Annotated in this window: 13 protein-coding genes; 5 read left to right on the top strand and 8 right to left on the bottom strand. The window is 37.0% G+C overall.

Features of this window, described 5'->3' with window-relative positions:
- The first annotated feature begins 2 nt into the window (after positions 1 to 2).
- Entirely contained in the window at positions 3 to 1,139 is a 1,137-nt protein-coding gene (locus ACZZZC_RS16110; RefSeq protein WP_463483081.1) for an efflux RND transporter periplasmic adaptor subunit, read from the top strand.
- Between the two features lie 1,284 nt (positions 1,140 to 2,423).
- Here ACZZZC_RS16110 and ACZZZC_RS16105 read toward each other — a convergent pair.
- Positions 2,424 to 3,260: a glycoside hydrolase family 28 protein gene (locus ACZZZC_RS16105; protein ID WP_463483080.1), complete on the bottom strand. Its 837-nt coding sequence runs from the start codon at positions 3,258 to 3,260 to the stop codon at positions 2,424 to 2,426.
- Positions 3,217 to 3,786, bottom strand: a complete 570-nt coding sequence (locus tag ACZZZC_RS16100) for a hypothetical protein (protein ID WP_463487675.1) — start codon at positions 3,784 to 3,786, stop codon at positions 3,217 to 3,219. The genes ACZZZC_RS16105 and ACZZZC_RS16100 overlap by 44 nt, the downstream gene beginning before the upstream one ends.
- 404 nt (positions 3,787 to 4,190) lie before the next feature.
- On the opposite strand from ACZZZC_RS16100, the gene ACZZZC_RS16095 reads away from it, so the two are divergent.
- Positions 4,191 to 5,207 carry an aldo/keto reductase gene (locus tag ACZZZC_RS16095; protein ID WP_463483078.1) on the top strand — a complete coding sequence of 339 codons (1,017 nt, stop codon included), beginning with the start codon at positions 4,191 to 4,193 and terminating at the stop codon, positions 5,205 to 5,207.
- 35 nt (positions 5,208 to 5,242) lie between these two features.
- On the top strand, positions 5,243 to 5,824 hold the full coding sequence (locus ACZZZC_RS16090; RefSeq protein ID WP_463483077.1) for a TetR/AcrR family transcriptional regulator: 582 nt from the start codon (positions 5,243 to 5,245) through the stop codon (positions 5,822 to 5,824).
- Positions 5,825 to 6,278: 454 nt separating this feature from the next.
- Here ACZZZC_RS16090 and ACZZZC_RS16085 read toward each other — a convergent pair whose 3' ends face one another.
- The 4 genes from ACZZZC_RS16085 to ACZZZC_RS16070 all read right to left on the bottom strand — a co-directional run bounded on the left by ACZZZC_RS16085 (position 6,279) and on the right by ACZZZC_RS16070 (position 9,431).
- Entirely contained in the window at positions 6,279 to 7,175 is an 897-nt protein-coding gene (locus ACZZZC_RS16085; RefSeq protein WP_463487674.1) for an NmrA family NAD(P)-binding protein, read from the bottom strand.
- Positions 7,176 to 7,187: 12 nt separating this feature from the next.
- A complete protein-coding gene (locus tag ACZZZC_RS16080; protein WP_463483075.1) occupies positions 7,188 to 8,117 on the bottom strand; it encodes an alpha/beta fold hydrolase in 930 nt (309 codons plus the stop codon).
- 77 nt (positions 8,118 to 8,194) lie between these two features.
- Complete coding sequence (locus tag ACZZZC_RS16075; protein WP_463483074.1) at positions 8,195 to 8,764, bottom strand: Crp/Fnr family transcriptional regulator; 570 nt, start codon at positions 8,762 to 8,764, stop codon at positions 8,195 to 8,197.
- Between the two features lie 151 nt (positions 8,765 to 8,915).
- Positions 8,916 to 9,431: an RNA polymerase sigma factor gene (locus tag ACZZZC_RS16070; RefSeq protein ID WP_463487673.1), complete on the bottom strand. Its 516-nt coding sequence runs from the start codon at positions 9,429 to 9,431 to the stop codon at positions 8,916 to 8,918.
- 174 nt (positions 9,432 to 9,605) lie between these two features.
- On the opposite strand from ACZZZC_RS16070, the gene ACZZZC_RS16065 reads away from it, so the two are divergent.
- Positions 9,606 to 9,968, top strand: coding sequence for a response regulator (locus ACZZZC_RS16065; protein ID WP_463487672.1), 363 nt, complete (start codon positions 9,606 to 9,608; stop codon positions 9,966 to 9,968).
- Between the two features lie 993 nt (positions 9,969 to 10,961).
- Here the strand turns inward: ACZZZC_RS16065 and ACZZZC_RS16060 are convergent.
- Both ACZZZC_RS16060 and ACZZZC_RS16055 read right to left on the bottom strand, forming a co-directional pair.
- On the bottom strand, positions 10,962 to 11,255 hold the full coding sequence (locus ACZZZC_RS16060) for a putative quinol monooxygenase (RefSeq protein ID WP_463487671.1): 294 nt from the start codon (positions 11,253 to 11,255) through the stop codon (positions 10,962 to 10,964).
- Between the two features lie 100 nt (positions 11,256 to 11,355).
- Positions 11,356 to 12,216: a helix-turn-helix domain-containing protein gene (locus tag ACZZZC_RS16055; RefSeq protein WP_463487670.1), complete on the bottom strand. Its 861-nt coding sequence runs from the start codon at positions 12,214 to 12,216 to the stop codon at positions 11,356 to 11,358.
- A 93-nt stretch (positions 12,217 to 12,309) separates the two neighbouring features.
- Here ACZZZC_RS16055 and ACZZZC_RS16050 point away from each other — a divergent pair, with 93 nt between their 5' ends.
- The gene (locus ACZZZC_RS16050; RefSeq protein WP_463487669.1) at positions 12,310 to 12,489 is read left to right on the top strand and encodes an aldo/keto reductase; all 180 of its coding nucleotides are present in this window, start codon (positions 12,310 to 12,312) and stop codon (positions 12,487 to 12,489) included.
- The last annotated feature ends 158 nt before the right edge of the window (positions 12,490 to 12,647 follow it).

Here is a 12,647-nt window from a genome sequence, read left to right as displayed (position 1 = left end):
CAATGAATTTCAAGTCATATCAACAGTTCTTAGTCTGCGCATCCTTGTTTGTATGCTTATTTGCCTGCAATGGCGAGGAAGAAAAACTTCCGGAAGAACCTAAAAAAACAAATAGTAATCTAGTGTATCTGAATGCGAAAGAAGCTAAAAACATTAATCTGGAAGTGGGCGAAACGAAACTTCAGGACGTGAGCAAGGTGCTGAAATTAAGCGGGCAGATAGACGTTCCTCCCCAGAATCTGGTTTCGGTGAGCATTCCTTTGGGTGGCTATCTGAAATCGACAGAAATGCTACCGGGAACGAGGGTTCGCAAAGGCCAGATATTGGCGATAATGGAAGATCCGCAGTATATTCAGCTTCAACAGGATTACCTGAGGGCAAGCAACAGACAAGGTTTTGCTATCAAAGAATATGAACGCCAGAGGGAACTGAACAGTACTAAAGCTAGTAGCGACAAGGTGCTTGAGCAGGCCGAAAGTGAGCTGAAAAACCTGAATGTGGAAACCAATGCCCTTGCAGCTAAACTCAGCATGATCGGAATCAATAGCAGGAAACTGACGACCAGAAACATTTCACGTACGATCAGAATTTACTCGCCCATTAATGGTTATGTAAGTAAGGTAAATATGAATGTCGGTAGATATGTAACCCCATCAGATGTGATGTTCGAGCTGATCAATCCTGAGGATATTCATTTAAACTTAACGGTTTATGAAAAAGATCTGGACAAAGTTTCCATTGGACAACGGGTGAGCTCTTACACCAATAATAATCCCGATAGGAAGTTTAGCTCCAGCATTATTCTGGTGAGCCATTCCTTAAACGAAAACAGAAGTGCCGAGATACACTGTCACTTCGATCAGGAAGATAAGAGCTTAACACCTGGCATGTACATGAATGCTGAAATCCAGCTGAATGCCAAAAAAGAGAAAGTGATACCCAATGATGCCATTGTCAATTTTGAAAATAAGGACTATGTATTTATCAAAGAAAACGATTCCACCTTCCGTATGACTGCCCTGCAGAGAGGGGTGTCAGAAAATAATCAAACGGTGGTGGGAAACAGTTTAGATGGGAAGGAGATCGTTTTACGCGGTGCATATTCTTTATTGATGAAGTTAAAAAATACTGCAGAGTAAAGCGAAAGAAGGTAATCTAGTGAAATGTGATATTTTAATCATAGATATTAATGATAAGTAATATTCAAATTTTATTTAATAGCTATAAAAAATTGAATAGTATTTGCACTTTTCCAGATGAGGCAAAAAATGATAGTTAAGTGAAAAGTTTCATTTTGTAAACCAATTTTTTTTTGCCATAATCGTTGCAATTAAACTTACAGCTGAAAGAAAGATATACAATAGGGGTTGAATACTTTTATTGTTTGAGACGGAAATGATATTATACGATTGTTTGGCTTATCCAAATTAACCGTTTAATGAAGAAATAACTCGGCTTATTTTTTTATGCTATTTATGAATTCTGTTGGAGTTTGACTTGTTTGAGTTGTAGAGAATCTCATCAGATGTTTCGGTTCAGGAAAATGAAGTTGGTAAGCTATCTCGAATAGTTTTATTTGAGTGAAGGAGCGAATTTTGTATTTCAAGCAGTAAGCGTTGTTTTAGCAATTTGGTAGCCGTAGTGTTGAATTGGGCCTTAACGGCGTTGTTGCATGAAATCTTGCTAATACCCAATATTTCAACATAATCAGCAATCCGCTGTTTATCTTTAATATGGATCTCCATTAAGTTTTTGAAAAGGAAAGCAGAATTATGCTGTGTGCTTCTTAACGAGAGCCCATACTGCTCAGAATACTGGCGATTTAAAGTCTGGAGCAGATAGTATAACAAGGAGCGAATAATATGGACGCTATCTATCTTACTATATACTAACTCCTTTTTTATTTCTGTCAACAGGTTGCAGTATTTCAGCATCTCATCCTTATCAATATTAATCTGTAAAGGATGAACCAACTGATAAAAGCATAATAAACGGTAAGTAAAAAGCTTATCGGCAAAGAAATTGTTTAAGAATGCTTACTGAAAAATTAAGGTAGTAACCTGCAGATCGTTAAGATATAATTTAAATTCTCGATTTTGAAAGGCGAAATAAAGATAACCGAACCATCCCGTAATTCGATTTCTTAATGCAACATATATAGCGGATAAGATATATCGCCTAAAAATCTGCAAATTCTATTCTCTCTTTGTGATTCCATCACACCACTAGCACCAATTCTATCTTTTTTTATCCAGTTGCAAGTAGTAATTAGATAGCTAAACCAGAAGTATAAATTTTACCGAATAAAATCATGACTCATGAATATTGATTAATACAGCAAACTGTTAACAGGATAACGATAAAGGAGCTTTTGGCTGGAATAATTTTCTCTCTTTCAAGGAACATATTTTCTTTTGATAATGTTATTGAATTTTGAAAGCAATAATGTTTTCGTGAATATGAGACCGGTCGCTTATCTCAGCGGCGTTAACCTGTTTTAATGTAACGTTTTTTACGGGAAGTTTTTGCTCCCCTAAAATTCTGGATATGAACTTTACCTGCTTTGCACTAATCTGGTTAAGTTGAACATTTTTAATGGGCGTAAGCCTGATCTCTATAGTGGGAACCAGGTTTTTCCACTGATATAACACATTAGTTTCAATCCCTAGGATCCCCTGGTCAATTTTTCCAGCTTTGAGATTGTTGGCATAAATGTTTTTGACATAGCCACCCATCCGCTCATTTGTTTTAATAAATATTAGGTGATTAAGTTTGGCACCATCCTGTACCTCGCAATTTTCGATCAGCACATTTTCTACACCACCAGAAAGTTCACTTCCTATAGCCAGCAGTTGATGGCCATTTTTCACAAAACAGTTTCTGATGACGATATTTTTAGATGGTCGCCCCAGCCGCCAGCCTTCGGGATTACGTCCGGACTTTATTGCAATTGCATCATCGCCCTGATCAAAGACGCAATCCTCTATCAGCACGTTTTCGCTCATTTCCGGATCTATTCCATCATTATTGTGCCCGTGCGCATAGACCTTGACTTTTCTGATCACCACGTTCCTAGATAGATAAGGATGAATTGTCCAAAATGGGCTGTTGGTTATCTTAATTCCTTCAAGCAACACATTTTCACAACGGTTGAACTGAATAAACTGGGGACGAAGGTGGGCCGTATCATTTACCATCTGGCGCTCTTCAACAGGCCTATAAGTTGCTGCAAGGTTGTAAAGGCGTTTGATACTCTCCATGTGTGGTTTGGGACGAGCGAACCACGTTTTCCAAACATCCATCTGCGCCTTTATTTCCCCTTCTCCAGTTATTGCAATATTTTTGCATTGATAGGCATAAAGGTGGGGCATAATTTAAGCATTCCATCCCCTCCCAACTGGTATTTACTGCAGGTAGGTAATCATCAGGGTTTTTAGAAAACAACAGTAGCGCACCTTTGTTCAGGTGCAGATTTACATTGCTCATCAAAGTAATTTTACCGGTAAGCCATTCTCCCTCTGGGATTATTACCACGCCCCCTTTTGCGCTGTTTGCAGCTGAAATTGCAGCAGCAATGGCCTGGGTGGTTTTTTCTTTATTGCCTTGTTCCGCTCCAAAGTCTAATATGGAAAAATGCGGACTGCGGGAGAAGTCTGGATACGTAACAGGGGGCATTTTAAATGGCGTAACCAACTTTATAGTTTTTAGACTAACAGCATTGTTTGAAAGTATAAAGGATGATCCTATTGCAACAAATAGTAGCAGAAAAATAATGTATTTTCTCATATATATTTGGTTAGTTCTAGAAGCGCTGATCAATTTAAGATCAAATCTTGTAGTAGCTTTTCATACTAAACTGCGAAAAATATTTGTACCAACCATCCTGTAGCTACCCGTATATTTTTTATAAGGAATTGATCATTTGCACTTTCTGAAGCTGAACGTGTATAATGCTACAGTTTAGGTACATCTGTATTAAAAGAAAATACAATAGGTCGAGATACTATTAAGGTATGGAACCAGCTAAATAGTTCGTTTTTTGAGACGAAAAAATTGAGTACAAAACCCTCAACCTATCAAAAATCCACCATTTCTTGATAATCTCGGCCATCCAATTATTTGCCTATTGAATTTTAAAAATTTAGCTACATTTGTAGACCGACCAGTCAGTCGGTTTAATCTTGATTTGTATGAAATTTAAAAAGTTAGGAAGTTCAGGACTCATTGTTTCTGAATTTTGCTTAGGAACTATGACATTTGGGGATCACCCTGTTTACAAAGAATTAGGAGGGTTAAATCAATCGGATGCCGATCAGTTAGTGAAGCATGCAATAGATGCCGGCATTAATTTTATAGATACTGCGAATGTATATAGCGGAGGAAGGTCTGAAGAAATCACCGGACAGGCTATCAAGAACCTGGGAATTGACCGGGATTCTTTAGTATTGGCAACCAAGGCAAGGTCAGCGATGGGTCCGGGGATGAATGATAAAGGTTTATCCCGCAAACACTTGATGCAACAGATAGATGCAAGTCTTCGACGTTTAGGTACAGATTATATAGATCTCTATCAGATGCATTCTTATGATCCATTGACCCCTGTTGAAGAAACTCTTGATGTGATGGATGATCTGGTAAGAAGTGGGAAAGTGCGTTACATTGGAGCAAGCAATGTTCCAGCTTGGTTTTTATCTCAGGCGCTATCTTATTCAAAATATAACCGTATAGAAAAGTTCATATCGCTTCAGGCTTACTATACCGTTGCTGGAAGGGATATTGAACGAGAGATTATTCCATTGTTAGTTAATCAAAATGTTGGGCTAATGGTTTGGAGTCCACTTGCAGGAGGATTATTAAGTGGTAAATATTCAAGATCCGGGGATAACGATTCAGGAAGGCGTAAAACTGTAAACTTCCCATTGGTTAACTCCGAAAGGGCATTTAACATATTAGATGTTCTGCACGTAATGGCTAAAGAAAAAAATGTTTCTGTTGCCCAGCTGTCCCTTGCCTGGTTACTACACCAACCTGCGGTGACAAGTATTATCATCGGAGCAAAAAGACAAGAACAATTATCTGATAACCTTAACGCAGCCAATGTTAAATTTACAACTGAGGAATTGACCACACTTGATGAGATCAGTCAATTGCCGGCAGAATATCCCGGATGGATCTTAGAATATACAAAGGGTGACCGCAACTTGTAATAAGTAATAATTGAAATGTTCTAACTTTGGCAGCAATGACTGGGAACAATATATCCAAGAAAGAAAAAATTATTATCGCCGCAATTGATCTCTTTGTGGATCGTGGCTTCGATAAGGTTGCAACAGCCGATATTTCAAAATCTGCAGGAGTTGCTACGGGTACGCTTTTTCATCATTTTTCTACCAAGGATGATATTATTACATCAAGTTATGTGTACGCAAAGCGTAATTTTATAGCCCAGACAAAAACTAAAGAAACCGCAAGTGATGTTAGAGAGCACTTGCGGTGTATGTGGAATAACCTAATAGAATGGTCATTGGCACATCAAAGTGAATTTGGCTTTATTCAACAGTTTGTTAACTCAGCTTATTATAAAAAACAGATTATGCAGGAGGACGATACCTGGCTTGAATTACTTGAATGGTGGAAAGCAGCCATCTTAAATAAGCAAATCAAGGATGTTCCTGTTGAGTTTCTTATAAAAATGTATAGCACCTTACTGTATAGTACGATTAACTTCCTGATTCTTAATCCACAGGAAAAAGAGAGATATTTTCAGGTTTCTTTCACTTTATGTTGGGATATGGTTCGTACAAGAACAGACGAAACGAAATAATGGAAAAAATCTGGTAAGCAGATAGATACACAAATGCCAATGTTATCATTATTCCCTGGTTATTTAATAAGTTTCAGGAGGTAGGGCTTGAGAATATAAAAGTAAGCAGAGTTGCCTACTATTGTCCTAAAGTACTCCGCTTTTTTCCTATTTTATCATAAACTCATTTCATTAATCAAATTTAATTTTTAGTTTTTGATAATGAGTAAATGATATATATAATAGCAAATTAAAGTTCGTTTTTTGAGACAACTTGCCACTTTTCATAATTGGTGGTTATAAAGTTAAAGAGCCGATATAAAGCCGCGGTTCCTCAATAAGCCAAACATTTTTTTGATTGTAGTCTGATAATATTTTCAAATAACCTTTGTCAATGACATAGATCATTCTAAGATTCCGCAAACAAAAATCTTTTGGAAAACCATTCATAATACCAAAGCCAAGGTTCCTATTATTATTTTAGGAAAGATTGCAGGAATTCTGAAGCAGAAGTCCATACTAAGTTTTCATACCTATTGTTATCTATGACTGAATGTTGAGTAGAATACATTGAATAAAGGTATTGCGACTGCTGCCACTTTGAATATAATTCTCTCTCTCCCGAAGGATTGCTTGCCCGTTGCAGCTTGATCGAATCTGAAAATTGATCCATTTCACCAAGTTTATGAACAGTATATGTTTGTCCGGTAATCGACTTAATTTGTTCAGCTAACATTTTTGGACTGATTTGAAAACTGGCAATATGTAAATCACGTGGAGTTTGCTCCTGTAGGGCTACCTCAGAAGTGAAGGCAGCAGTATTTTTTACTGTTGTAAAGTCTAGTTTCCAATCCGCTTTATCGCCCCAATACCCAATGGTTTTATTTTTAAGATTTAGTATCGGTGTGTTATATTGGAGAATATCAGCAAAGGCACCATTAAAAATAGAGGTGGTCACTATTTTGGTTTTGTCGATATATTCTTTGAACGATCTTCTTAGGTCAAAGTTCCGGTTTTCTCCTGGAATCAATGCATTATAATCCGTGCAGAAATCTGATGGTATAAATCGTTTCACTCCAGCGCTCAATGCTGCATCTAACAATCTTTTTTGCGTGTCTAAAATCACCTCGGTTAGTCCTGCCAGTGCTGAGACCACGCAGCCAACACCTTCGCACGCTTTTCTCAGATTTTCAATATCATCATAATCTACAGGAATAATCTCTATTCCGGCATCTTTTAAAACCGATAATTTGGTAACATCGCTGTCCTTCCGTACCAGTGCTTTCACTGCTGCACCACGCTTCACTAGTGCGAGACAGATCATTGAACCGAGATTTCCTGTGGCGCCGGCTACTAAAACTATTTTCTTCATGATTTACTTCGTTTAATTTTTTAAGAAGGTATTTATTGAATCAACAACCATTTCAGGGCATTCCTCGAACATATAGTGACCGCTCTCTGTGAGGTCCACCATGGAACTGTTCTGACATAGGTAAGGCATAGCCATTTTCATATATTGATAGCTCACATTACTGCCGATTCCAAGTACGGGCATCGAAAGTGGTTGGTAAGTTTTGGCATCCTCAATATCCTGAGCAAAGCTTTGATACCAGGCGTTTGATGCCCTTATGCTTTCTTCGTCATTATAAGCATCGGCATAAATTGCTCTTTCCTGCTCACTCATCCTTTTGGGGTCTATCATTACGTAATTGAATAGCCAATCAATCAGATATCGAAAACGGCCTTGAAGAATCTTTTCGGGGAGTTCTTTGACCTGATTAAATCCCATCCACCAGGCATAAGGCATATTGGTATCCATTTTATCCCCGAAAGTACCTGCGGCTGGTATTAAAGGCATCTGCAACATCCCTTGGCTTGGATGCAGTCCATCGGCCACGATCAGCTTTTCTATATACTGCGGATGATTAAATGCCAAAGCCATCGCCACCATGCCACCAATATCATGACCGATGATATTAACCTTTTCAAGACCAAGTTTTTTAATTAACTCCAGTATATCTTCGGCCATGTTTTTTTTGTCGAATCCCAAGCCTGGTTTTTCTGTAGTACCCATACCTCTGATATCTACGATGATCAGCCGATGTTTCTTTGATAGTTCTATTGCTACCTGACGGTAAGAATACCAGGTTTGCGGCCAGCCAGGCAGGCATATCAGTGGATCTCCGGTTCCACCCTCTACATAATGAAGGTCAATTCCATTTACGTTAACATAATGGTTGGCGAAACCCGGAAACTGTTTGATAAGTTCACCGTCTGAATATAAAATTTGTAACTCTTTTGAATGATCGCTCATGTTGTATGCTTTGTTTTGTGTGACCAAAGTTAACGCCAGAGCATATTGGAAAAACTACCAGATGGTAGAAAATTCGCTTACCTGATCTTGTTCCTGATCCTGCTCAAAGCGTTAGGGGTGATTCCCAGTATCGAAGCAAGCTGGTTTATTGGTATTTTCTGAAGCATTTCGGGTGTTGATAAAAATCTAAGGTATCTTTCTTCGGCAGATAGCGTTTGGAAATTTAATAACTGATCGATCATCCTTGCAGCTGTTGCTTCCCAGATTTTCCGGCCAAATTCATCCCAGCCAGGGATATAGGCATAAAGGAAATCCATATCCTTTTTATCAAGGACAATTAGTTCTGTTTCTCCAATGGCCTGAATATTAAACCGGGTCGGCTTTTGTGGATGGAGACTGGAAATCTCGGTAAAGAATTCGTTTTGAAAGCATACCCAGGTAGTGGTTTCCCTGTCATTGAATTCATAATAAAACCTCAGCCCACCTTTAACAATGTAGTAGTATTGATTAGCGATCTGTCCAGCTTTTAACACCAACTTACCTTTAGGGATAACTTTCAGTCTGCACTTAGAAATGACCAGGTCTAATTCTTGGGGCTCAAGATAAACCTTTTCGCCAATGAATTTCCTAAAATTTTTAACTTCCATCTATACTTGCAAACTTACTACAAAGCTTAAAACTCTTATCATGATAATCATTTAAAACAATAAGAACTTACATCTAAAACTCGATCCAGACAGTCACAAGCAGAGATGTTTTAAGAACAGAAAACCCATATAAGTGGCTCTAATATTTTGACTAACTGATTTTCTCTTTGTACATCTTTAGCATCTTTGAAAGATGTTTACGAGCTTCGTGGATTCTTGTTTTGACAGTTCCAATTGGAATTCCAATTTCTTCTGCAATCTCATGATACTTGTAACCTTCAACATATCTAACAAAAGGTGTTGATAGGTGTACAGGTAATTTCGCCAATGCAACATTAATATCTCCCATAACCAGATTGCCTTCAGATGCATTGCGAGTCGCACTTAGCATTAGGTTGGCAGATGAAATCTCCTCTTCCTGAGTGACCATAGTTTGGGTCTTTACGTTTTTACGGTAATTATTAATAAACGTATTCTTCATGATGGTGTATAACCACCCCTTTAAATTCGTCCCTTCATCAAACTTATCATAATTCTTAATGGCTTTCATCATAGTATCTTGCATAAGGCCTTGTGCATCATCTACGTCATTGGTAAATTTTATTGCATGGGCTTGTAATGAAGATGTTTGCTCATTAATCAGAATATTGAATTGATCAAAGGTCATGGTTTTTTGTTTAAAGGTAATCTAAACCGTATCAACAACAATACCACAAGCAAAGACTTATTGTAACGTTAATGCCGCCAATATTCGTTGTCATGGATAAATGATTTATAATGTTTAAATTTGATAGTAAGTTTTTGGTTCTTCGCCCATAAACAACTGCTATTCTCTCTCAACATGAAAACAATTCTTATAGTTGACAATGAGCCATCCAACTTAGATGTGTTGACCATTACAATGGAAATGGAAGGTTATATGGTCGCAACTCTTCCTGATGGCAAAGGCTTCATTAAATTAGTCAGAAAGATGCAGCCAGATTTGATAATTCTTGATATTGAACTTGGTGAGCATGACGGCAGATTGCTATGTAAAGAGCTTAAAAGTCTAGATGTTACCAAGCATATACCCGTAATTATCGTATCTGCTTCGAACGAAGCTAAAATTAGCACTGCCTTAGACCATGGTGCTGATTGCGTAATATTAAAGCCTTTTGATATCGATCGTTTATTAAAAGAAGTAAGGATTCTTCTTACAGATTAATTCGATAATGAGGGTCTAGCATTTAACCTTACGGTTAAATGCTAGGAATTCTACTGTTATTTTGCTGAAATCAAAACCGGTACTTTTTTTGCCTCGGCTCCGCATTAGAAAGAGCGAAGTATATCTTTTCATTAGCCGTTAAGCGCTTAACCAGATGATGGGCTGTTTCAGATCTGGATTTTTTCCACGATATGGTGGATGATGAAATTACAAGTTTAAAAGCAGAGAAAGATAAAATAATGAGGCAGGTAAATACTGCTTGCATAAGAATCAGCAAACTCTTCCTGAAAATTGTCTCCTTTGTCTTTTTTCTCATTCCTGTTCCCGGTAAGCGACAAGTTACAAAAATATATTTTTAAGGTAAAAGTTTTGTAACATAAAGCCGCTACTAATTAATCTGAAACGTTGGCTCTATTTTAATACCGGTGAGCAAGGTTTTGAAAGATAATCCTCTACTTTAAGGATCAACAGTACAGAAAATTTCATGTCTATCGTCTGCAGGATAACAATATAGGAAGTTTAAATTTATCTGGCCAAGGCATCGAGTCGGATATTGGAAGAGCAACTAAGCTAGCCTCGTTAAGAAACAATTATCTTTGTAACGTGTTATTTAATAGGTAACAAAATTTTAGATATGAAATGTAATAGTTATAACGCCTTAGGTGTGAGCTTAACCTTATCGTTCGTTTTTTGAGACAAACTATTCATATTGAAGATCTATTGGCCTATCAAAAATCCACCATTTTCTGAGAATTATGGTATTAATTTACCCTTTTATAAATAGAAGTGATATTTATCTTGACAAACCCACTTTTAGTGTAGAACTCCTTATCTCTTTAAAATTTGATAATGCAAAGGACGTAAGCTTTTTTGGGTTGATTTTTTAGATATCTAAAAAAATGAAGAAGAGAAGATATTTTTTTGAACAATTAAGGGAGGATTTTGCTGAGTTTTTGCAAAATCCTCCCTTAAATATAATGGTATTATCTTAGGCTATTTGGCAGCTAAAATGTCCAATTTTTCCATAGACGGAGGTGTTGCCAATAGGTCTGGTGCATTTTCCATTAATGCTTTTGCGATCTTACCGCCAAGGTGTGCCTCTCTGCCTTCTTCGTTTGAAAAAGTATCGTAAATACCGAAGGTAGAAGCATCAATACGGAATGCATACCACGTAACGGTACCGGCTTCTTCAAGAGCAAGCGGTAATGCTCCTGTAATAAAATCTTCAACGTTTTTTTCTTGGCCGGCCTTTGCTTCCAACCGAACTAACAATCCTAATTTTTTCATTGTTTTTATTTTTTAGTTAAACAATTCTTCAATCAGACAAAATTAGAAAAACCAGCGCTGCTTCGTTTATTAGTTTGGTTCGATAAGTTATGAAAAGAGGTCAATTTGAGTGGATGTGGTTGGGGCTATACCCAAATTCATTTTTAAAGGCTGCACTAAAATTTGACAAGCTGCCATAGCCAAAGTCCATAAAAATTTCGGAAGGTGTGACTTGGTTATTATGTAACAATTCTTTGGCCTTGTTAAGCCGTTTTTGCTGAAACCATTTCCCTGGAGATTCCTGGTATATACTTATAAATTTTCTCTTAAAAGTAGAGGCACTCATATTGCACAGAAAGGCTATTTCGTCAATATTCAAGTTCGTATAAAGGTTCTTTTCGATTACCATTTTAAATGATAATTCTCTTTCATTGATTAGTAAATAATGTAAGTAATCTAAAAATACCGTCCCATATTTATCCGCCAGATAAAGCATTATTTCTTCAAATTTCAGTTCCAAAATCTTTTGAGAGATAGATTGTTGCAAACCAAAAATCTGTTGGAGCGAATGAATATAATGGATGATAAAATTGTCTTTCTCTAAAAGGAAATAAGGTATATCCGTTATCTTTTTATCTGAGGCATTCTGACTGAAAGAATGGGAATGTTTCAATAAAAAATCGGTGATGTTTTTGTGAGAAAAGAAGAAGAGTAAACAACGGTATGAACTTACACCTACCAGTTCGGTAACCAAAACATTATTAGATGTGATAAGTAGCGATTGTGTTTCATTGATTGAAATGATATCATTAGAAAAGTGAATGTTTTTTTGACCATTCAATAAGAAACTGAATACATTTTTATTCAGGCCAATCTTGTTTCTAGAACCGTTCTTATACACTTCGTAATTGAAAATTTGCAAATCCGAAGTATGAGTTTCGTTATGTTCCCATAGATCTTCGGGAAGGTTTGTAATGTCCATCGTCAAAATTAAATTGATTTTTTACGGAGTGTTCTTTGGTTGTGTCATTAAGAAATTCGTTCCAAAAGCGATTTGCCGAACAGGCAAAATAAAATGAATGAATTGGCAAAAGCTAAAGATGTAACTGTTGCCCAACTCAACATAGCATGGCTGCTTCATCAGTCTGCATGGATATTACCCATTCCCGGAACTACATCAATTCAGCATTTAGAGGAGAATATTAATGGAGCCGGAATCTCGCTTTCAAAAGAGGAACTCGAATTTTTAGGATAGCATTGGAATAACAGGAGGATATAATTTAGGTTTGAATAGCCATAATCGACTGTTCGTTTTTTGAGACGATCTTATGAACATCTTGTCTTTCCTATACAAATTACTCATTGTCGAAGGTTTAAGCAATTTATTGCGAATTCAATGTGTTATAGAGGTAA

The sequence above is a fragment of the Pedobacter sp. AC212 genome (genome assembly GCF_979258625.1).
This window is presented reverse-complemented; position numbering and strand designations above follow the sequence as displayed.

What these genes read in the sequence shown, in the direction of transcription:
- ACZZZC_RS16050 (WP_463487669.1), top strand. Translation starts at nt 12,310, where the DNA reads ATGAATGAATTGGCAAAAGCTAAAGATGTAACTGTTGCCCAACTCAAC.
- ACZZZC_RS16065 (WP_463487672.1), top strand. Translation starts at nt 9,606, where the DNA reads ATGAAAACAATTCTTATAGTTGACAATGAGCCATCCAACTTAGATGTG.
- ACZZZC_RS16060 (WP_463487671.1), bottom strand. Translation starts at nt 11,255, where the DNA reads ATGAAAAAATTAGGATTGTTAGTTCGGTTGGAAGCAAAGGCCGGCCAA.
- ACZZZC_RS16090 (WP_463483077.1), top strand. Translation starts at nt 5,243, where the DNA reads ATGACTGGGAACAATATATCCAAGAAAGAAAAAATTATTATCGCCGCA.
- ACZZZC_RS16100 (WP_463487675.1), bottom strand. Translation starts at nt 3,786, where the DNA reads ATGAGAAAATACATTATTTTTCTGCTACTATTTGTTGCAATAGGATCA.
- ACZZZC_RS16085 (WP_463487674.1), bottom strand. Translation starts at nt 7,175, where the DNA reads ATGAAGAAAATAGTTTTAGTAGCCGGCGCCACAGGAAATCTCGGTTCA.
- ACZZZC_RS16070 (WP_463487673.1), bottom strand. Translation starts at nt 9,431, where the DNA reads ATGACCTTTGATCAATTCAATATTCTGATTAATGAGCAAACATCTTCA.
- ACZZZC_RS16055 (WP_463487670.1), bottom strand. Translation starts at nt 12,216, where the DNA reads ATGGACATTACAAACCTTCCCGAAGATCTATGGGAACATAACGAAACT.
- ACZZZC_RS16075 (WP_463483074.1), bottom strand. Translation starts at nt 8,764, where the DNA reads ATGGAAGTTAAAAATTTTAGGAAATTCATTGGCGAAAAGGTTTATCTT.
- ACZZZC_RS16080 (WP_463483075.1), bottom strand. Translation starts at nt 8,117, where the DNA reads ATGAGCGATCATTCAAAAGAGTTACAAATTTTATATTCAGACGGTGAA.
- ACZZZC_RS16110 (WP_463483081.1), top strand. Translation starts at nt 3, where the DNA reads ATGAATTTCAAGTCATATCAACAGTTCTTAGTCTGCGCATCCTTGTTT.
- ACZZZC_RS16095 (WP_463483078.1), top strand. Translation starts at nt 4,191, where the DNA reads ATGAAATTTAAAAAGTTAGGAAGTTCAGGACTCATTGTTTCTGAATTT.
- ACZZZC_RS16105 (WP_463483080.1), bottom strand. Translation starts at nt 3,260, where the DNA reads ATGGAGAGTATCAAACGCCTTTACAACCTTGCAGCAACTTATAGGCCT.